This is a genomic window from Lentzea sp. NEAU-D7 (assembly GCF_026242055.1).
In the GTDB taxonomy this organism is placed as follows: Bacteria; Actinomycetota; Actinomycetes; order Mycobacteriales; family Pseudonocardiaceae; genus Lentzea.
Map to the genome: position 1 here is coordinate 47,780 of NZ_JAPJDL010000029.1, position 19,191 is coordinate 66,970.

General features: G+C 69.9%; 18 protein-coding genes. 8 read left to right on the forward strand and 10 right to left on the reverse strand.

What is annotated here, in order from left to right; translation table 11 throughout:
- Positions 1-62: 62 nt before the first annotated feature.
- Complete coding sequence (locus ORI60_RS39335; RefSeq protein ID WP_323055994.1) at positions 63-1,355, forward strand: PhoH family protein; 1,293 nt, start codon at positions 63-65, stop codon at positions 1,353-1,355.
- Between the two features lie 56 nt (positions 1,356-1,411).
- Here the strand turns inward: ORI60_RS39335 and ORI60_RS39340 are convergent, their stop codons facing one another.
- The 5 genes from ORI60_RS39340 to ORI60_RS39360 form a co-directional block, all read right to left on the reverse strand.
- Positions 1,412-2,182, reverse strand: a complete 771-nt coding sequence (locus tag ORI60_RS39340; RefSeq protein ID WP_266043098.1) for an ABC transporter permease — start codon at positions 2,180-2,182, stop codon at positions 1,412-1,414.
- Positions 2,179-3,132, reverse strand: a complete 954-nt coding sequence (locus tag ORI60_RS39345; RefSeq protein WP_266043099.1) for an ABC transporter ATP-binding protein — start codon at positions 3,130-3,132, stop codon at positions 2,179-2,181. The genes ORI60_RS39340 and ORI60_RS39345 overlap by 4 nt, the downstream gene beginning before the upstream one ends.
- Before the next feature lie 4 nt (positions 3,133-3,136).
- Positions 3,137-4,576 carry a GuaB1 family IMP dehydrogenase-related protein gene (locus ORI60_RS39350; RefSeq protein WP_266043100.1) on the reverse strand — a complete coding sequence of 480 codons (1,440 nt, stop codon included), beginning with the start codon at positions 4,574-4,576 and terminating at the stop codon, positions 3,137-3,139.
- A 48-nt stretch (positions 4,577-4,624) separates the two neighbouring features.
- Positions 4,625-5,605 carry a GNAT family N-acetyltransferase gene (locus ORI60_RS39355; RefSeq protein ID WP_266043101.1) on the reverse strand — a complete coding sequence of 327 codons (981 nt, stop codon included), beginning with the start codon at positions 5,603-5,605 and terminating at the stop codon, positions 4,625-4,627.
- Between the two features lie 138 nt (positions 5,606-5,743).
- The gene (locus ORI60_RS39360; RefSeq protein ID WP_266043102.1) at positions 5,744-7,273 is read right to left on the reverse strand and encodes an ATP-dependent DNA ligase; all 1,530 of its coding nucleotides are present in this window, start codon (positions 7,271-7,273) and stop codon (positions 5,744-5,746) included.
- Between the two features lie 90 nt (positions 7,274-7,363).
- Here ORI60_RS39360 and ORI60_RS39365 point away from each other — a divergent pair, with 90 nt between their 5' ends.
- The gene (locus tag ORI60_RS39365) at positions 7,364-7,501 is read left to right on the forward strand and encodes a hypothetical protein (protein ID WP_266043103.1); all 138 of its coding nucleotides are present in this window, start codon (positions 7,364-7,366) and stop codon (positions 7,499-7,501) included.
- Positions 7,502-7,531: 30 nt separating this feature from the next.
- Here ORI60_RS39365 and ORI60_RS39370 read toward each other — a convergent pair whose 3' ends face one another.
- Entirely contained in the window at positions 7,532-8,884 is a 1,353-nt protein-coding gene (locus tag ORI60_RS39370; RefSeq protein WP_266043104.1) for a PLP-dependent aminotransferase family protein, read from the reverse strand.
- Positions 8,885-8,931: 47 nt separating this feature from the next.
- On the opposite strand from ORI60_RS39370, the gene ORI60_RS39375 reads away from it, so the two are divergent.
- A complete protein-coding gene (locus ORI60_RS39375; RefSeq protein WP_266043105.1) occupies positions 8,932-9,852 on the forward strand; it encodes a DMT family transporter in 921 nt (306 codons plus the stop codon).
- 258 nt (positions 9,853-10,110) lie between these two features.
- Positions 10,111-10,236 carry a hypothetical protein gene (locus ORI60_RS39380; RefSeq protein WP_266043106.1) on the forward strand — a complete coding sequence of 42 codons (126 nt, stop codon included), beginning with the start codon at positions 10,111-10,113 and terminating at the stop codon, positions 10,234-10,236.
- Between the two features lie 57 nt (positions 10,237-10,293).
- Here ORI60_RS39380 and ORI60_RS39385 read toward each other — a convergent pair whose 3' ends face one another.
- The 3 genes from ORI60_RS39385 to ORI60_RS39395 are packed head-to-tail and all read right to left on the reverse strand — an operon-like array spanning position 10,294 to position 13,692.
- Positions 10,294-11,097 carry a hypothetical protein gene (locus tag ORI60_RS39385; protein ID WP_266043107.1) on the reverse strand — a complete coding sequence of 268 codons (804 nt, stop codon included), beginning with the start codon at positions 11,095-11,097 and terminating at the stop codon, positions 10,294-10,296.
- 10 nt (positions 11,098-11,107) lie between these two features.
- Positions 11,108-11,662, reverse strand: a complete 555-nt coding sequence (locus ORI60_RS39390) for a hypothetical protein (protein ID WP_266043108.1) — start codon at positions 11,660-11,662, stop codon at positions 11,108-11,110.
- 56 nt (positions 11,663-11,718) lie between these two features.
- Positions 11,719-13,692, reverse strand: coding sequence for a thioredoxin domain-containing protein (locus ORI60_RS39395; RefSeq protein WP_266043109.1), 1,974 nt, complete (start codon positions 13,690-13,692; stop codon positions 11,719-11,721).
- 55 nt (positions 13,693-13,747) lie between these two features.
- Between ORI60_RS39395 and ORI60_RS39400 the strand changes: the two genes are divergently transcribed.
- Genes ORI60_RS39400 through ORI60_RS39415 form a run of 4 tightly spaced genes read left to right on the forward strand, consistent with a single transcriptional unit; the run spans position 13,748 to position 18,919 of the window.
- A complete protein-coding gene (locus ORI60_RS39400) occupies positions 13,748-15,085 on the forward strand; it encodes a 3' terminal RNA ribose 2'-O-methyltransferase Hen1 (RefSeq protein WP_266043110.1) in 1,338 nt (445 codons plus the stop codon).
- The gene (locus ORI60_RS39405; RefSeq protein WP_266043111.1) at positions 15,085-17,553 is read left to right on the forward strand and encodes a polynucleotide kinase-phosphatase; all 2,469 of its coding nucleotides are present in this window, start codon (positions 15,085-15,087) and stop codon (positions 17,551-17,553) included. The genes ORI60_RS39400 and ORI60_RS39405 overlap by 1 nt, the downstream gene beginning before the upstream one ends.
- Positions 17,550-18,164, forward strand: coding sequence for a DNA polymerase beta superfamily protein (locus ORI60_RS39410; protein ID WP_266043112.1), 615 nt, complete (start codon positions 17,550-17,552; stop codon positions 18,162-18,164). Before ORI60_RS39405 ends, ORI60_RS39410 begins: the two co-directional genes overlap by 4 nt.
- Positions 18,161-18,919, forward strand: coding sequence for a DNA polymerase beta superfamily protein (locus ORI60_RS39415; RefSeq protein ID WP_266043113.1), 759 nt, complete (start codon positions 18,161-18,163; stop codon positions 18,917-18,919). Before ORI60_RS39410 ends, ORI60_RS39415 begins: the two co-directional genes overlap by 4 nt.
- Here the strand turns inward: ORI60_RS39415 and ORI60_RS39420 are convergent.
- Positions 18,916-19,191, reverse strand: coding sequence for a hypothetical protein (locus tag ORI60_RS39420; protein ID WP_416234564.1), 276 nt, complete (start codon positions 19,189-19,191; stop codon positions 18,916-18,918). The two genes, ORI60_RS39415 and ORI60_RS39420, sit on opposite strands and share 4 nt — an antisense overlap.

Here is a 19,191-nt window from a genome sequence, read left to right on the forward strand (position 1 = left end):
CAGGCTCATCGCGCAGTTCTTCCTCCCGGCGCAAGTCCGCCGCCCCAGCCATCACGACATATGTGCTGGACACGTCGGTACTGCTGTCCGATCCTCTCGCCGCCACCCGTTTCGCGGAGCACGAGGTCGTGCTCCCGCTCGTGGTGATCAGCGAGCTGGAGGGCAAGCGCCACCACCCCGAACTGGGATGGTTCGCGAGGGAAGCCCTGCGACTGCTCGACGACCTGCGCTTGCGGCATGGTCGCCTCGATTCGCCGATCCCCATCGGGGATCTGGGAGGCACCTTGCACGTCGAGCTCAACCACTCCGACCCGGAGGTGTTGCCATCAGGTTTCCGAACGGACTCCAACGACGCCCGAATCCTCGCCTGCTCCCTCAACCTCGCTGCTGAGGGACGCAACGTCACCCTGGTGACCAAGGACATGCCCCTGCGGGTCAAGGCCGGATCGGTCGGCCTGCAGGCGGAGGAGTACCGGGCACACGACGTCACCCTGTCAGGCTGGACGGGAATGTCCGATCTGGACGTTCCCCAGTCCCTGGTGGACAACCTGTTCAAGGACAACGTCGTCGACCCCACCCAGTACGAGGACCTGGAGCACATCGCGGAACTGCCCTGCCACACCGGAATCCGGTTGCTGGCGGGCACCTCGAGCGCTCTGGGCCGGGTGACCGCGGACAAGCAGATCAAGCTGGTGCGCGGAGATCGGGAGGCGTTCGGACTGCACGGGAGGTCCGCCGAACAGCGGATCGCCCTGGACCTGCTGCTGGACTCGGAGGTCGGCATCGTCTCGCTGGGCGGACGTGCCGGCACCGGCAAATCGGCACTGGCGCTGTGCGCCGGTCTCGAAGCGGTGATGGAACGCAGGCAGCACCGCAAGGTCGTGGTGTTCCGGCCGCTGTACGCGGTCGGTGGCCAGGAGCTCGGCTACCTGCCGGGTAGCGAGAACGAGAAGATGGGGCCGTGGGCGCAGGCGGTGTTCGACACCCTCGGCGCGCTGGTGAGCCAGGCGGTCGTGGAAGAGGTGATGGACCGGGGCATGCTCGAGGTCCTGCCCCTCACCCACATCCGCGGCCGCTCGCTGCACGACTCCTTCGTGATCGTGGACGAGGCGCAGTCGCTGGAGCGCAACGTGTTGCTGACCGTGCTGTCGCGACTGGGCAGCAACTCGCGGGTGGTGCTGACGCACGACGTGGCGCAGCGCGACAACCTGCGGGTCGGCCGGCACGACGGCGTGGCGGCGGTGATCGAGAAGCTGAAGGGCCACCCGCTCTTCGCCCACGTCACCCTGACGCGCTCGGAGCGTTCGCCGATCGCGGCTCTCGTCACCGAGATGCTGGAGGACTACGCCTCGTAGTGCCGTGAACGAGCACCGGCCCCGCGCAGCTCTCGTTGCGCGGGGCCGGTTTCGCTCTAGTCCAGGGCCCGTTTCATGAAGCCGCGCAGGCCGAGACCGCCGAAGAACGCGATCGCGACGACGAGCACGACCAGCACGATCGGCAGCGGCATGTGCGGGACGTCCGGCACGAGCTCCGCGCGCATGCCCTCGCTCACGTAGGTCAGCGGGTTGAGCGCGCAGATCACCTTGAACCACAGCAGGTCGTTGCTCAGCGACCGCCACGGGAACTGCGCGGACCCCGTGAACAGCAACGGCGTCAGGATCACCGCGAACATCACGTTGACCCGGCGCGCGGGCACCGACGTGCCGATGACCATGCCGACGCTGCCGCCGGCGAGACACCCGAGGACGATCACCAGCAACGCGCCGGGAATCCCGGACCACTGCCACGACACGTCGAGCATCACGAACCCGACGGGCACCATCAGCACGGCCGCGAAGAACCCGCGGATCGCGCCGAACACGATCTTCTCCACCGCGACGAGCGGAATGGAGATCGGCGCGAGCAACCGGTCCTCGATTTCACGGGTCCAGGAGAAGTCGAGCACCAGCGGCAGCGTCGTGTTCTGCAACGCGCCCAGGAACCCGTTCATCGCGATGATGCCGGGTAAGAGCACCTGGGCGAAGTCGTCCTGGACGTACCCGATGTCCCCCAGCACCTTCGCGAAGATGAAGAGGATGAAGAACGGCTGGATGATCACCTGCGCGAGGAAGCTCGGCAGTTCGCGGCCCGTGACGAAGACGTCGCGCCACAGGATCGCCTGGAAGGTCCTGAGTTGGCTCACCGCAACTCCCTGCCGGTCAGGTGGATGAAGACGTCTTCCAGGCTGGGCTTGCCGATCGCGACGTCGCTGACCGTGACGTCGAGGTCCCGCAGGACGTTCAGCACCGCGGGCAGCGTGACCGAGGTGTCGGAGTCGGTGTAGACGCGGAACGTGTCGTTCAGGTCCTCGACCCGCTGCACACCGTCCACTTCGGACAGCGCCTTGGTGGTCTTGGCGGCTTCGTGGCCGTTCGGGCTCACCGTGACGCTGACGGTGTTGCTGCCGGGCAGGCTCTTCGTGAGCTCGTCCGGCGTGTCCAGCGTGAGCAGCTTGCCGTGGTCGACGATGCCGACGCGGTCGCACAGCTTGGTGGCCTCGTCCATGTCGTGCGTGGTGAGCACGACCGTGACGCCGTCCGCGTGCAATGCGGCGACGCGCTCGTGGACGAAGAGCCTGGCCTGCGGGTCGAGGCCGGTGCTCGGTTCGTCGAGGAACAGCACCTTCGGCCGGTGCATCAGCGCGCGGGCGATCATCAGCCGTTGCGCCTGACCGCCGGACAACGTGTCGACGAGCGCGTTCTGGTGGTCCTTGAGGCCCATCCGCTCGATGATGTCGTCGGCGAGCTTCTGCCGTTCCTTCGGCCCGATGCCGTGGTAAGCCGCGTGGAACAACAGGTTCTGCCGCGCGTTGAGCGACCGGTCGAGGTTGTTGCGCTGCGGCACGACGGCGAGCAGCTGCCGTGCGCGCTTGGAGTCGGCCACCACGTCGACGCCCTCCACGAGCGCCTGCCCCGAGGTGGGGCGGACGCGCGTGGTGAGGACGCCGACCGTGGTCGTCTTGCCCGCGCCGTTGGGCCCGAGCAGTCCGAAGACCTCACCGCGGCGGACTTCGAAGCTCAATCCGTCCACCGCAGGTTTTTGTCCCGTTTTATAGACTTTGCGGAGATCTCTTACCGAGACCGCTTCGTCCATCAATTCACCATCCCCCTGGCAACGGCCTTCCTTCCGCGAATCCGGCGGCGGACTGGATGCCGAGCACAGCCTTGTCGTGGAATTCCTCCAGCGAAGTCGCACCGGCATACGTGCAGGCCGAGCGAACGCCGGACGTTATCGCATCGAGCAGGTCCTCGACGCTCGGGCGCACCGGGTCCAGCCTCATCTTCGACGTGGAGATGCCCTCTTCGAACAACCCCTTCTTGGCCCTGTCGAACGCGTTGTCACTGCGCGTCCGCGCCGTCACGGCACGCTTCGACGCCATTCCGAAGGATTCTTTGTAGAGGTTCCCGCGCTCGTCGCGCTGCAGATCGCCGGGCGACTCGTACGTGCCCGCGAACCAGCTCCCGACCATCACGCTGCTGGCACCGGCGGCCAGCGCCAGCGCCACGTCCCGCGGGTGCCGCACGCCGCCATCGGCCCACACGTGCTTGCCGAGCTTCCGCGCCTCCGCGGCGCACTCCGCCACGGCGCTGAACTGCGGCCGTCCCACGCCGGTCATCATCCGCGTGGTGCACATCGCGCCGGGCCCGACACCGACCTTGATGATGTCCGCGCCGGCCTCGACCAGGTCCCGCACACCCTCGGCGGTGACGACGTTGCCCGCCGCGACCGGCACGCTCGGGTTCGCTTCCTTCACGGCCCGCAGCGCCGCGATCATCTTCTCCTGGTGCCCGTGCGCCGTGTCCACGACCAGCACGTCGACACCGGCCTTGATGAGCGCCTCGGCCTTGGCGCGCACGTCCCCGTTGACCCCGACCGCCGCCGCGACCCGCAACTTGCCCTCGTCGTCGGTGGCGGGCTTGTAGACCTCGGCCCGCAGCGCCGTCAGCTCCGTGAGCACGCCACGAAGCCGCATCGTCTCGTCCACACCCAACGCGATCTTGTGCGCGCTGTGGTGCAGCTCGTCGAACACGTCCTGGGGCCGCGAGTCGAGCGACAGCTTCAGCACGTCGGTGTTCATCACGTCGCCGAGCCGCGCGAACCGGTCGACGCCCGTGAGCGCCGCCTCGTCGACGACGCCGAGAGGCCGCCCACCGTCGTCCACGACGACAACAGCGCCATGAGCCCGCTTGTGCAGCAGGTTCCACGCGTCCGCCACCGCATCGCCCGTGGTGAGCGTCAACGGGGTGTCCCAGACGGGATGCCGCTCCTTGACCCACGCGATGATCTCCGCGACGGCCTCGGTGGGCACGTCCTGCGGGATGACGACGAGGCCACCGCGCCGCGCGATGGTCTCCGCCATCCGCCGCCCGGCCACGGCCGTCATGTTGGCGACGACGATGGGGATCGTGGCCCCGGTGCCGTCCGAAGTGGAGAGGTCGACGCCGAACCGCGACTCCACGGCGCTACGGCCGGGAACGAGGAAGACGTCGTCGTAGGTCAGGTCGTAAGAGGGTCGATGCCCTTCGATGAACCGCACGTGCTTCCACGATACCCGCAGCGTCTCAGTTGGGCAGCCGCGCGGGCGTCACGGCTGCCAGACGTAGCCGGTGGTCGTGGTCACCACGACGAACCCCAGGCGTTCCAGGATCGGCCTGCTGTCCTCCGACGCGTCGACCTGGAGGTACTTCACACCTCGTTCGACCGCGACGCGCGCACGGTGTGCCACGAGCGCGCGGTAGATGCCCTTGCCCCTCCACGCGGCGAGCGTGCCGCCGCCCCAGAGCCCGCCGAACTCCGTGCCCGGCACGATCTCCAGCCGCGCCGACGACACGACCTGGCCATCCGCCTCGGCCACCACGACGACCGTGTTCGGGTCGTCCTGCTTCTCCAGCAGGTAGTCGACGAGCCAGGTGCTGTCCCTGCCGAACACCTCCGTGGCCGTGGCGGCGAGCCGACGCAGGTCGGCTTCGTCCTTGGTCTCGCGCAGGACGATCCCGTCCTCGAGCCGGACCGGCCCCGCCATCTCCTCGGCGAGCCCGATGAGCACGGTCTCGCGGCCCTCGGAGACGAACCCGGCCGCCTCCAGTCGTTCCGGCAGGTCAGAAGGCTTGTCGTGGCCCCAGGTCTTCCACTCGACGGCCTGCCCGCGCGCGGCGAAGAAGTCGCGCTGGCGTGCGATCACCGCGTCGAGCTCGGCGCCGCCGAGACGGAGGTCGGGCGGGCCCGCGACGAAGCCGCGGCGGTGTCCCCACGCGACGCGGAACACCTCCGAGTCCTGGACCGCGTCGGGATACGCCTCCCACTCGGCGGGGCGGGCCTGGGTGTCGAACGCGCTGAGCAGCGCGGAAGCGTCGGTCACCGGCTCGACGCTATTGCCGGCACCAGATTGCCGCACCCGATTTTCGAACCAGAACCGCCCGAGCGCGAGCACGCTGACCGGCCATTTCCCGGTCAGCACGCGGTGCAGGACTGGCTTGTCGGAGCCGGTGATGCGGGGAAGCCGCCCGCCTGGTCTGCCCGCGAACGTGACCGGGGCGCCGTAGACCTCCGGCCAGGGCTCGACCACGTTGAGCAGGAAGCCCTTGGCCGTCGCTCCGCTCCAGTCACCCGCCTCCAGCTCCGCACCGAGTGGGCGAAGTCGTCCGGCTCCGCGCAGACGCGGCTGAACTCCTCGTTCTCCCCCAGGCCACCACGCCAGCCGCGGTCAGCCCTCGGGTTTCGGCTGTGCGGTGGGCAGGAGTGCCCTCACCTCCTCGATCGTGGTCGCTTCCGACGGGTCCTTGTCCGGGCGGTAGCGGACGACGCGGGCGAACCGCAGCGCCACACCGCCGGGGTAGCGCGGCGAGACCTGCACGCCGTCCAGTTCGATCTCGATCACCAGCTCCGGGCGGACCATGACCACCCAGTCGTTCTGCTCGGTGGCGATCTCCTGCAGGGCATTCGTCTGCCACTTCAGCAGCTCGTCGGTGAGGCCCTTGAAGGTCTTGCCGACCATCACCGGCGGGCCGCCGTCCGGGTCGCGGGCGCCCAGGTGCAGGTTCGAGAGCCAGCCGCGGCGGCGGCCGCTGCCCCACTCGACGCCGAGCACGACCAGGTCGAGCGTGTGCACCGGCTTCACCTTCTGCCAGGCGCTGCCCCGGCGGCCGGCCGCGTAGGGCGAGGCCAGCGACTTCACCATCACGCCCTCGTGGCCCGCGGCGAGCGCCGCGGTGACGACGTCCGCCGCTTCCTGCGGCGACGGGTCCAGCACGCCCGGGATGACGTGCTCGCCCGCCACCTGCCGCAGCGCGGCCAGGCGGTCCCGCAACGGCTCGTCGAGCAGGTCCTTGCCGTCGAGGTGCAGGCAGTCGAAGAAGTACGGGTGCAGCAGCAGCTCGCGTTCGTCCTGCGCGCCGAACCTGCTCATCGTCTCCTGGAACGGGCGGGGTCTCCCCTCGTCGGTCAGCGCCAGCGTCTCGCCGTCGAGCACCACCGAGGTGCACGGCAGGCCGCGCACGAGCTCGACGAGCTCCGGCACCGTCTTGGTGATCTCCCGCAGCGTGCGCGTGTAGACGTGGACCTCGTCGCCGGAGCGGTGCACCTGGATGCGCGCGCCGTCGAGCTTGTGCTCCACCACGCAGCTGCCGAGCTCGGTCAGTGCCTCGTCCAGCGACTCCGCCGGCGAGGCCAGCATGGGCCGCAGGGGCCGCCCGACCTCCAGCCGGAACGCCTCCAGCACGGGTGCGCCGCCGTCCAGCGCGGCCACCGCGGTCTCCGGCAACCGGCCGGACAGCATGAACGCCCGCCGCACCGTCTCGCCCGGCACGTCCGCGGCCGAGGCGATCGCGTCCAGCATCACACCCTCCAGCGCCCCCTGGCGGAGCTCGCCGGTGAGCAGCCGGCGTAAGAAGTCCTGCTCCTCCTCGGTCGACCGCGCGAACAGCGCCGTCAGCAGGTCGACCCGGCGCTGCGCCGAGCCCTTGCCGGACGTCGCCGCCACCTCGGCGAGCGCGGCGTCGACCTCGGCGATCGTCAGTTCGGCCCGGGCGGCGGGCGGCACGGACAGGTCGACGACCGTCCGCCAGCCCGCGCCGATGCGACCCTGCCGCGGCGTGCCTATGAGGAACGACACCACCGCGACCACCACGTCCGCCGTCGCCGCGCGCAGCAACGCGGACAACGCCTTGACCTTGGCCAGGCGTGACCGGGTCGCCGCCACCGCGGCTGACGTGTCGACCACTTCGGAGAGGAGCACGGTTCAATGGTGCACCCGAGCACTGACAATTTCTGGAGGCGCGGGCTAGGCTGACCGGGTCAATCGTTCTACCTGGGGGTTTACCGCACCATGCGTGTTCTCATCGCTGCCGCCCTGCTCTTCGCGGCCGTCGCCGTCACGTCCTTCGCCGGTCCCGTCACCGGGGATCGCGAGCACATCCTCGGCACCGACGCCGACACGAGCGCCAAGCGCGAGCACATCCTCTAGAGCGGACCACCCGGCCGGCGTTCCGGGCCATCAGGCGACCGCGACGTCGGCTATCTCCCTGACCGCCTCGCGCAGGCGGTCAGGGGTCAGTGACGCGTACCCGAGCACCAGACCGGGCCACATGGGCGTGCGCGTGTACTGCGCCAACGCCCAGACGTTCACGCCTCGCTCCGCAAGCCTGCTCTTCAACGCGAGGTCGTCCGTCCCGTCCGGCATGCGCAGCACGACGTGCAACCCGGCCGCGACGCCGATGGGCTGCCATGCGGGCAGATGCTCCGCAACGGCCTCCAGCAGCGCGTCCCGCCTCTTCCGGTAGAGCGCGCGCGTACGGCGCAGATGCCGGTCATAACCGCCGGTCCGCAACATGTGCGCGAACGCGGCCTGCGGGATCGTGCCGGTGCCCATGTCGTTGTACTTCTTGCGTTGCACGATGCCCTCGCGCAGACGTTCCGGCACCACGAGCCACCCGAGGCGCAGCGCGGGCGCCAGCACCTTGCTCGTCGTGCCCTGGTACACCACGTGGTCGGGCGCAAGGGCCTGCAACGCGCCCAGGGCCGGGCGGTCGTAGCGGTGTTCGGCGTCGTAGTCGTCCTCGATGATCAACGCGTCGCGCTCGCGCGCCCACTCGACGAGCGCTCGCCGTCGTTCCGGGTGCAGCACCATGCCCAGCGGGAACTGGTGTGCCGCCGTGACCAGCACCGCCTTGCAGTCCGTTTTGGACAGAAGATCGACCCGGATTCCCCTGTCGTCCACCGGAACCGGCACGGTTTCGAGGCCGTGCGAGCGCAACATGTTCTCGCCGCCGAAGTGGCTGGGCTCCTCGATCGCGATGCTGCCGTTCACGATCCGCGCGGTGAGCTGCAACCCGTCCGCCGCGCCGTTGGTGATCACCGCGTCCTTGGCGACCACCGCCCGGACGCGAGCCAGGTAGTCGACGATCTCCTTGCGCAGTCCCAGAAATCCAGCGGGATCGGGGTAGGCGAGGTCGTCGTCGGGCAGTTCGGCGAGCGCCGACCGGTGGGCCGACACCCACTCGGCACGGGGGAACGCGCCCAGCGCGGGCAGGCCGGGCCGCAGGTTGTACCGCCACCGCTGGGGCGGCTCCGGCACGCCGCACGCACCGGCCGGCCCGAGGCTCGCGACCGTCGTCCCCGAGCCGCGACGCGTCGTGAGGTACCCCTCCGCGACGAGCTGCGTGTATGCGGACGTCACCGTGCCGCGCGCCACCCCGAGCTGCGCGGCCAGATCGCGACTCGACGGCAGCCGCGTACCGGGTGGGAGCCGGCCGTCCCGGATCCCCCGGCGCAGTTCGGCCTCCACCCCGCGACGCCGCTGGTGCCCCGGCAGCAGCAGCTCGCGAAAAGTGGTCCAGTTCGTGGTCATTGAAGTGGAGCTTAAACCTGGACCAGTTCAGCGCAAGGCTCTGAGGCATGAAACTCGGGGTGGCCGCGGGAGCGACAGCGGCAACGATCGTCGGCGCGTCAGTGCCGATCACGGGCATGCTCGAGGGCTACCCGGTCCTGACCGGCCAGGCCATGCGCTACGCCCTCGGCGCGGCCGTGTTGCTGCTGGTGGCGCGCCGTCTGCCCATGCCGTCGTGGCGCGACATCCCGCCGTTGCTCGGGGTGGTCGTCACGGGCATGCTCGGCTTCAACGCCGTGCTCATCGCCGCTCAGCAGTACGCGGAACCGGGCTTCGTCGCCGCCGTCATGGGCGGCGCCCCCATCGCATTGGCGCTGCTCTCGCGCCAACGAACCGCATCGGCCGTGGTCGGCGCGGTGGTGGTGGCGGCGGGCATCGTGCTGTTGTCCGGCGGCGGCTCGTGGCACGGCCCTGGCCTCGCGCTGGCGTTGATCACGATGGCCGGCGAGGTCTGCTTCACCCTGTTCGCCGTGGGAGTCGTACGGCGCCTTGGTGTGCTCGGCGTGGCGACCTGGACGTGCATCCTGGCGACGGTGATCGGCGCTGTGCTCGGCACGTTCTTCGGCGGGTGGCAGATGCCGAACGCCCGGCAGGGCTTCTCGCTCGTGCTGCTGGCCGTGGTGGTGACCGCGCTGGCCTTCGGACTCTGGTACTTCGCCGTGAACCGCCTGGGCTCCGACCGCGCGGGCGTGCTCATCGGCCTGATGCCGGTCTCCGGCCTGGCGACCTCCGTACTGCTGGGCGCGCAGGAACTCTCTCTCGTGTCCGTCGCCGGCGTCACCACGGTCGCACTCGGGTGCGTCATCGGGCTCCGGCGAGGAACGCACGACGCAGAGGGAACACACCACACACACGACGCGGGCCGGGTACCCCCAAAATCAACAATAGCGAACGGGTCTGACACTCCTGCGCAAGTTGTTGCGCCATAAGGGTGTCAGGAGTGGGCGACCACGACCGCCATCTGCCGGACGATCGCCCGCGAATCGCCCGGCTCGGCACTCACCCGGTCGAAGATCTCCCGCTGTGCCGCGGTGAACCGCCCTCGCTCCAGCAAGGCTGTGCACGTCGATGTCCGCAGAGTCGCCCTTCGAATACCAGAACCATACGGCGTGAAGGGCCGCCTCGCGCGGTGCGCCGTACCAGTGCGAAGGCTTGTTCGGGTTGGGCGCGGAAGGGTGCGGAACCCGGTGACCCAGGCGCTTGGCGTGCCGCCGGAGAACGCCGTAGGCGCGCAGGTCGGCCTGCCTCGCGGTCAGCAGTTCCAGCGCCACGGGCAGCACGGCCGGGTCGCGGGTGAAGTGGCAGGCCGTTGACGCGATGGCTCAGCGGGAGCGAGGTGTCGAGAACTTTCCTTGCAGAACCGGCGAAACTCACGAACTGACCTTCGCGAGCCACGCAGCGGCCTCATCAGCGGACAACACGCGGGTGATGTCGACGAGAGGCGTCATCATCGGGTAGACACGGCCCGCGTTCCACGACCGCAGGTACGGCGGCGGGTCCAGCACGACGACCCGGCGGCCCTCGAACAGCGGGATGTCGGACGGGCGGCCCTCGTTCCAGATCGTGTCGCCGAACGCGTCGGAAAGCTGGAACTGGCCGCGGATCCCGCCCTCGGGTTCGAGGTCCGGGCCCACGGAGGCCGCCTCCACCCACGATTGCAACGGCGGTTCGCCGGGCACGTGCTCAGGAACGAGCCGGTACGCGAGCAGCGTGTGGAGCTGGAAGTTGTCGCCGATGCCGCCGATCGTCACCTCGAAACCGGTGCCACTGGGGCGATGCAGCACCAGCAGCGGTTCGAGGTCCACGACCATCAACAGGCCGTGCAACCACGAGTCGGCAGGCACGGCAGCCAGGAGGCGCTCGCGGTGCGGCAGGCCGGCGCGGACGTCCTCGTCCTGCATGGGCAGCAGGAGGGCACGCTCCCAAGCGTCGCCATCACCGCGTTCGAAGGCTTCCGCCACACGCAGGACCAACGGCTCCAACGCATCGCACGTGCCGATGTAGAACAGCAGGTTGCCGAGCAGCTCGTTGACTTGGACGTCCGGTGACGAGGAAAGGACCAGGGCCGCCGCCGAAATCTCGTCGGGCGAACGGCCCTGGGCCTCGTTGATGAACGTTTCGAACGCGCCGGGCTCGCCCCGGACGACCGCTGCCGCGAGCGATGTCAGATCCACGCGCAGGACCCTAGGCCAAGTCTGGCCCCTGCGAGCGGAGATCATCGACCTTCGACATGGCATCGCGCAGTTCGCCGAGCCACGTGTCCGCGTGCTCGCCGACCAGGCGCACGGCCCATGCCAACGCGTCTGCGCGTGAGCGGGCCACGCCTGCAGCGACGAGAGTGTCGAGCACCTGGCGTTCTGGCTGGCGCAGGCGCGTCATGACCGGCACGGCCAGGTGCGTGAACAGTTCGCGCGTGCCGCCCTGCACGGCACCCCAGGCGACCTTGCGGCCGTAGCGGTGCTCCGCCTGGCGGGCGATCTCGATGCGTTCCTCGCGCGTCTCCTCGCGCCAGCGCGCGATGCGGCCCGACTCGGCCGCGGCGCGGGAGGCCTCGTCGAACTCGCCCTCCAGCGGCGGGAGCGTGCCGACGACCGTGATCTCCTCGCGGTCGACCACCACCTCCGCGGCGCCGGTGAACCAGCCGTCCGGGAGCCTGCCCGCGAACCAGGCCGCCGCGTCGTCTGCCGAGGGCAGGTCAGCCTGCTGCCACCCGCCTCTTCCTCGCCATCCACGTCCCATTACAACCGCCTCTGATTACATGATTACGTTGTAACCGACGTTACGCCTGCAATCAGTCAGCGGGTGTTCGCCGTCAGCGAAGTGACCAGGGCTTCTACCGATACGACGGGCCTGTCGCACACGTAGCCGCGGCACACGTAAGCCGCGGGACCTTCGTCGACCAGCGGGCGGTCTTCGAGCAACGGCACGGACGCCGGCTCTCCGGCCACGACGACGCCGCCTCCGGGCACATGGGCGACGGCCGCCGCCCACAGCGACGCACGGCGCGAGTCGTCGGCACCCACCACCGCCACCTGCAGCGGGCCCGCGACCAGCGCCTCGGCGGCGGTGAGCCAGTGGCCGGCGAACCGAGGCGCCCGCGCGGCCAGCAGGCCGGCCCGCGTCACCGCCTCCGAAGCAGCGGTGAAGTAGCGCGAGGAACGATCGGCGCCGGACAGCAGGGAGGCCGTCAGCAGGGCCGAGGCCAGCGAGGACGCGCCCGAGGGCGACGCGTTGTCGGTCGAGTCGGCGGGACGCCTGACCAGCGTCTCGGCGTCGTCGGCGGTGTCGTAGTAGGCGCCGGGGGAGTCCGGCACGGCGAACCGCGCAAGAGCCGTGTCCAGCAGGCCGCACGCCACGTCGAGCCACCGGATCGAGCCGGTGACCTGGTGCAGCGCCAGCAGGCCGTCGGCGAGGCAGCCGTAGTCCTCCAGCACGCCGAACGACGGCCCGGCGACGCCGTCGCGCGAGGTCCGCAGCAGCCTGCCCTCGACCAGGTGCACCGAGGCCAGCAGCGACGCCGCCTCCGAGGCAGCCGTGATCCACGACGGCTCGCCGAAGAACGCGCCCGCCTCGGCCAGCGCGGCGATCGCCATGCCGTTCCAGGAGGCGATCACCTTGTCGTCACGGCCGGGCTGCGGCCGCAGAGCGCGCTCGGCCAGCAGCGCGGCCCGCACCTCCTCCCCCGGCTCCGACACGAACCGCAACGTGGACTTGCCGTCCTCGAAGTTCGGCTCGGGAGTCACACCGAAGGCAGCGGCCGCTGAGCCGAGCTCCTCGAAGGACCACACGTAGGTCAGGCCCTCGACGCCCTCGGTGTCCGCGTCCAGCGAAGCAGCGAACCCACCTTCGGCCGTCCGCAGGTCCCGCAGCAGGAACGCGGCCGTGTCCCTGGCGACCCGCTCGTAGCGCTCAGAACCCGTCACCCGCGTCAGGTGCGTGTAGAAGCGGAGCAGCAAAGCGTTGTCGTACAACATCTTCTCGAAGTGCGGCACCACCCACGAGGCGTCGACGCCGTAGCGCGCGAACCCGCCGCCGAGCTGGTCGTAGAGCCCGCCGTTGGCCATCGCGTCGGCCGTCGCGGTCGCCATCGACACGGCCTCGACCGACCCGGTGCGTTCGTGGTGGCGCAGCAGGAACTCCAGCACCATCGACGGCGGGAACTTCGGCGCGCCGCCGAACCCGCCGTTGCGCCGGTCGAACTCGCCCAGCAGCGACACCACCGCGCCCGCCAGCACGTCGGAGTCCACAGCGGACGGAGGCAGCGGCGAGGCGTGCCTTGCGATCTCCTCCACCACGGCGGAAGCCGACTCCAGGATCTCGCCGGGACGGGCCACCCAGGTCGCCGCGACAGCCTCGAGGAGCTGCCGGAACGACGGCATACCGGGACGGGGAGCCGGCGGGTAGTAGGTGCCGGCGTGGAACGGTCGCGCGTCGGGCGTCAGGAACACCGTCATCGGCCATCCGCCGTGGCCGGTCATGGCCTGCGTCACCTCCATGTACACGGCGTCGACGTCCGGGCGTTCCTCGCGATCCACCTTCACCGCGACGAAGTGCTCGTTCAGGAACGACGCGATCTCGGCGTCCTCGAACGACTCGTGCGCCATCACGTGGCACCAGTGACAGGCCGCGTATCCGACGGACAGCAGCACCGGCACGTTGCGCCGCCGCGCCTCCTCGAACGCCTCCTCGGACCAGGGCCACCAGTCGACCGGGTTGTCCGCGTGCTGCAGCAGGTAAGGGCTGGTCGCGTCCGCAAGCCGGTTAGTCATGCGAACCACACTAAATCAGCAGCGCAGGGGCCGAATCTCGATCAGACTCACGCTCGTGTTGCTCACCATGACCACGACGCACCAGCCGGCGACCGACCTCGGCCACCTGCTGCACAAGCATCCCGACCGGGCTCAGTCCTTCACGACGAGCTCGGGTGTCGCGCACGTCTTCTACCCGAAGGCGACGAACGAGGAATGCACGGTCGCCCTCCTGCTGGAGGTCGACCCCATCGCGCTCGTCCGAGGTCCCGGCAGCACGCTCACCCAATACGTCAACGACAGGCCGTACGCGGCCGGGTCGTTGCTCACGGTCGCGCTCGGCAGCGTGTTCCGCACGGCCATGAACGGCCGCAGCGAGAGCTACCCCGAACTCGCCGCGACGCCGATTCCGCTGGTCATCCGCATTCCCGCGCTGCCACACCGGCTCGCGGCGCGACTGTTCACCCCACTCGGCTGGACCGTCGAGACGACGGGGCACGGCGACTCGCGCTTCGGCGACGTGACGCTGACCGGCACCGTGAAGCTCAGCGACGCGCTGAAGCACCTCTACGTGCTGCTGCCCGTGCTCGACGGCGGCAAGCACTACTGGGTCGCGGCCGACGAGGTCGACAAGCTGCTCAAGGCCGGTGACGGCTGGCTGGCGGCGCACCCGGACAAGGAGCTGATCACCACCCGGTACCTGGCGCGCAAGCGACCGTTGATCACCTCGGCCCTGGAACGCCTCGCCGACGTCGACGAGGTCGAGCCGGAGGAGCTCGACAACGCGCTGGCCGAGCCGAAGATCTCCCTTGCCGCACAGCGCAAGGAGGCCGTGATCAGGGCGTTGAAGGAGGCCGGGGCCAGGCGCGTGCTCGACCTCGGTTGCGGTGGCGGGGCGTTGCTGCGCGCTCTCGTGAACGAACCCGAGTTCACCGAGATCCACGGTGTCGACGTGTCCGCGAAGGCGTTGCAGGAGGCCGCGCGCAAGCTGCACCTGGACCGCATGGGCGACCGCCAGCGCGAGCGGATCACGCTGCGGCAGTCGGCTTTGACGTACGCGGACCCCGAGCTGGCCGGCTACGACGCGGCGGTGCTGATGGAGGTCGTCGAGCACGTCGACCCGTCGCGCCTGCCCGCGCTGGAGCACTCGGTCTTCACCGTGGCACGCCCGGCGACGGTGCTGGTGACGACGCCGAACGTCGAGTACAACGTGCTGTTCGAAACGTTGCCGGAGGGGCAGATGCGGCACTCCGACCACCGTTTCGAATGGACTCGGCAGGAGTTCCAGGAGTGGGCGACCGGCATCGCGGAACGCCGTGGTTATGCAGTGCGATTCGTGCCGATCGGGCCGGAGGACGCCGAACGCGGCGCGCCGACCCAGATGGCCGTGTTCAGCTCGGGAGACGTGAACTGATGGAACTGAAGATCCCCGACCTGTGTCTGGTGGTGCTCGTCGGCGCCTCCGGTTCGGGCAAGTCCACGTTCGCGCGCAAGCACTTCCTGCCCACGCAGGTGCTGTCGAGCGACTACTTCCGCGGTCTCGTGGCCGACGACGAGAACGACCAGTCGGCGTCCGCGGCGGCGTTCGACGTGCTCCACTACGTGGCGAGCAAGCGGCTGGAGGCCGGACGCGTCACCGTGGTCGACGCGACCAACGTGCAGCCGCAGGACCGCGCCCGGCTGGTCGAGGTCGCCAGGAAGGCGAACGTGCTGCCGGTCGCGATCGTGCTCGACACCCCGACCGAGGTGTGCCTCGCCCGCAACGCGCAGCGCCCCGACCGCGACTTCGGCGCGCACGTCGTGAAGCGGCACCGCGCGGCGTTGCGCCGCTCGCTGAAGCACCTCGGCAAGGAGGGGTTCAAGCGCGTCCACGTGCTGCGCTCCGAGTCCGATGTGGACAACTCGACGATCGTGTACGAGCGCCTGCTCAACGACTTCCGGCACGAGACCGGCCCGTTCGACGTGTTCGGTGACGTGCACGGCTGCCGTGCGGAGCTGGAGGAGCTGCTCACCGAACTCGGCTACACCCTGGTGCGCGACGACGAGGGCCGGGCGATCGACGCGGTTCCGCCGGGCGAGCGCAAGGCCGTGTTCGTCGGCGACCTCGTGGACCGCGGGCCGGACACCCCCGGTGTGCTGCGTCTCGTGATGGGCATGGTCGCAAGCGGGCACGCGTTCAGCGTGCGCGGGAACCACGAGGAGAAGCTCGTGCGGGCCATGCGCGGCCACAAGGTGACGGTCCGGCACGGGCTGGAGAAGTCGCTGGAGCAGCTCGCGCACGAGTCCGAGGAGTTCCGCCTGGCCGCGACGAGGTTCTGCGACAGCCTGGTCGCGCACTACGTGCTGGACGGCGGGAACCTCGTCGTCGCGCACGCCGGACTGCCCGAGCGCTACCACGGCCGCGCGTCCGCGAAGGTCCGCAGCTTCGCCCTGTACGGCGACACGACGGGCGAGACCGACGCGTACGGAATGCCGGTGCGCCTGCCGTGGGCCAACGACTACCGCGGCTCGGCGATGGTGCTGTACGGGCACATCCTGGTGCCCGAGGCCGAGTGGATCAACAACACCATGTGCCTCGAGACGGGTGTGGTGTTCGGCGGCAAGCTGACCGCGTTGCGCTACCCGGAGAAGGAGCTCGTCTCCGTCAAGGCGCATCAGGTCTGGTACGAGAGCGACGCGCCCTTCCCGCCGAAGGCCGTCGAACGCGCGCCGGACGTGCTGGCGCTCACCGACGTCACCGGCCTGCGCCGGATCGACACGTCGCTGATCGGTGCCGTGACGATCCGCGCGGAGCAGTCGGCTTCGGCCCTGGAGGTCATGAGCCGGTTCGCGATAGACCCGCACGACCTGATGTACCTGCCGCCGACGATGGCACCTGTGGCGACCTCGCAGCGCGACGACGTGCTGGAGCACCCCGAGGAGGCCTTCGCGGAGTACCGGTCCGCCCGCGTCGGGCAGGTGATCTGCGAGGAGAAGCACATGGGCTCCCGCGCGGTCCTGCTCGTGCGCAGGGAAGGCGGCGCGATCTACACGCGCACCGGCCGTGCGTTCTTCGACGGCGCGCTGGGCACCGAACTGCTCGACGGCGTGCGCGCGGCGGCCAAGCCGTTGTTCGACGAGTTCGCCACGGACTGGCTGCTCGTCGACGCCGAGCTGATGCCGTGGAACGCCAAGGCGTCCGGACTGATCCGCGAGCAGTACGCGGCGGTCGGCGCGGCGGCGAACGGCGCGCTCCCGGTCGCGGTCGACGCACTGGCAGCGGCGGCGGCACGCGGTGTCGACGTCGCGGACCTGTTGGCGCGCACGAGTCAGCGCGCCTCGAACGCCGCTGCCTACAGCGCGGCGTACGAGCGGTACTGCTGGCCCACCGACGGGCTGGAGGGCGTGCGGATCGCGCCGTTCCAGCTGCTCGCGGCCGAGGGCCGGACGTTCCACGACCGATCGCACCTGTGGCACCTGGAGACGCTGGGCAAGCTCGAAGGACCGCTGTTCCAGCGGACGCGGCACCTCGTGGTCGACGTGAACGAGCCCGAGCAGGTGGCCGCCGGCGTGAAGTGGTGGGAGGCGCTGACCGCGGCCGGCGGTGAGGGCATGGTCGTGAAGCCGCTGGCGAACCTCGGCGGACGCGTGCAGCCGGGTGTGAAGGTGCGCGGGCGCGAGTACCTGCGGATCATCTACGGCCCGGACTACACGTCGTCCGAGAACCTCTCGCGGCTGCGCAAGCGTTCGCTCGGCCGCAAGCGCGGACTCGCCCTGCGCGAGTACGCGCTGGGCATCGAGGCCTTGGAACGCCTCGTGCGCGGCGAACCTCTTTGGCGGGTGCACGAGTGCGTCTTCGGCGTGCTCGCGCTGGAGTCGGAACCGGTGGACCCACGACTGTGATCCTCGAAGCCGTGATCGGCTCGCACGCCTACGGGCTCGCGAGCGCGGAGTCCGACGTGGACAGACGCGGGGTGTTCGTCGCGCCCACGGAAGCGTTCTGGCGCCTGGAGAAACCCCCGACGAGCGTCGAGGGACCGGACCCGGAGCAGCTGAGCTGGGAGGTCGAGCACTTCTGCAAGCTGGGCCTCAAGTCGAACCCGACGGTGCTCGAAACGCTGGTGAGCCCGCTGGTGGAGATCAGCACGCCGATGGGAGAGGAGCTGCGGGACCTGCTGCCCGCGTTCCTCTCCCGGTACGCGGTGCGGGCCTTCACGCGCGCGACGGAGATGCAGCTGTCGCGCGCGGGCCGCAACCTCAAGCCGAAGCAGCTCATGCACGTCGTGCGGTTGCGGCTGGTGGGCCTGAACCTGCTGCGCACCGGCCGTTACGACATCACGGCGGACCGCTCGTTGCTGAAGATCCGCAACGGGGAGATGCCGTGGGACGACGCGGTCGCGTGGGCGCACAGGCTCGGCGACGAGATCGCTCAAGCACGAGGCCCGCTGCCCGACGATCCTGATCGGGCGCGGGTGGAGGACTGGTTGGTGTCGGTGCGCAGGAGGATGTTGTGAGCTACGAGGTACCCGACCTGAGCGCCGTCGTCGCCGAGCAGTCGCACGACCTGCTGTTCGCGACCGTGTCCGGCGCACACCTGTACGGCTTCCCGTCGCGCGACTCGGACGTGGACCTGCGCGGCGTGCACGTGCTGCCGCTCGCCGAGGTCCTCGGCCTGCGGCACGGCCCGGAGACCAAGGAACGGATGTGGGTGCGCGACGGTGTCGAGATCGACCTGGTCACGCACGACGTGCAGAAGTTCTGCCGGCTGCTGACCCGGCCGAACGGCTACGTGCTGGAGCAGCTGCTCTCGCCGCTGGTGGTGCACACCACGGAGGCGCACCGCAAGCTGGCCGATCTGGCCGCGGGGTGTCTGACCTCACGGCACGGGCACCACTACCGCGGGTTCGCCACCACCCAGTGGCGGCTGTTCGAGAAGACCGCGGAGATCAAGCCGCTGCTCTACACGTTCCGCGCGCTGCTGACCGGCGTGCACCTGCTGCGCACCGGTGAGGTGAACGCGCACCTGCCGACGTTGCTGGAGAAGCTCGACGGCCCGGACTACCTGCCCGGACTCATCGAGGCGAAGGTCCTCGGCGAGCACCGGGCGCTGGCCGGGGTGCCGGGCAGGCCCGCTCCCGAGCGGCTGGAGGCGGACCTCGCGCACTGGCACGAGGAGCTGCGGCAGGCGCGGGAGACCAGCGACCTGCCGCTGGAGCCACCTGCCTTCGAGGAGGTCCACGACTTCGTGGTGGACCTCAGGCTTCGCTAGTCCTTCTTCTTCGTCGCGGACGACTCGGCCGGGGTCTCGCCTGGAGCCTCGGCCGGCTCGTCGAACGATGCGGGCAAGCCCTTGATGTGCTTGTTCATCGACTTGACGAGGAAGAACACCGCGATGAAGAAGACGATCAGCAGGACGAGGCCGACCGGGGAGGACTTGCCGAAGTCCTCGCCCTGGCCGCCCTTGTCGTCGTCGTTCGTGTTCGACGGCTGCACGGCGACGAGCGCCACCGTGCTGCCGACGGAGAAGTCTGGGGAGAGCAC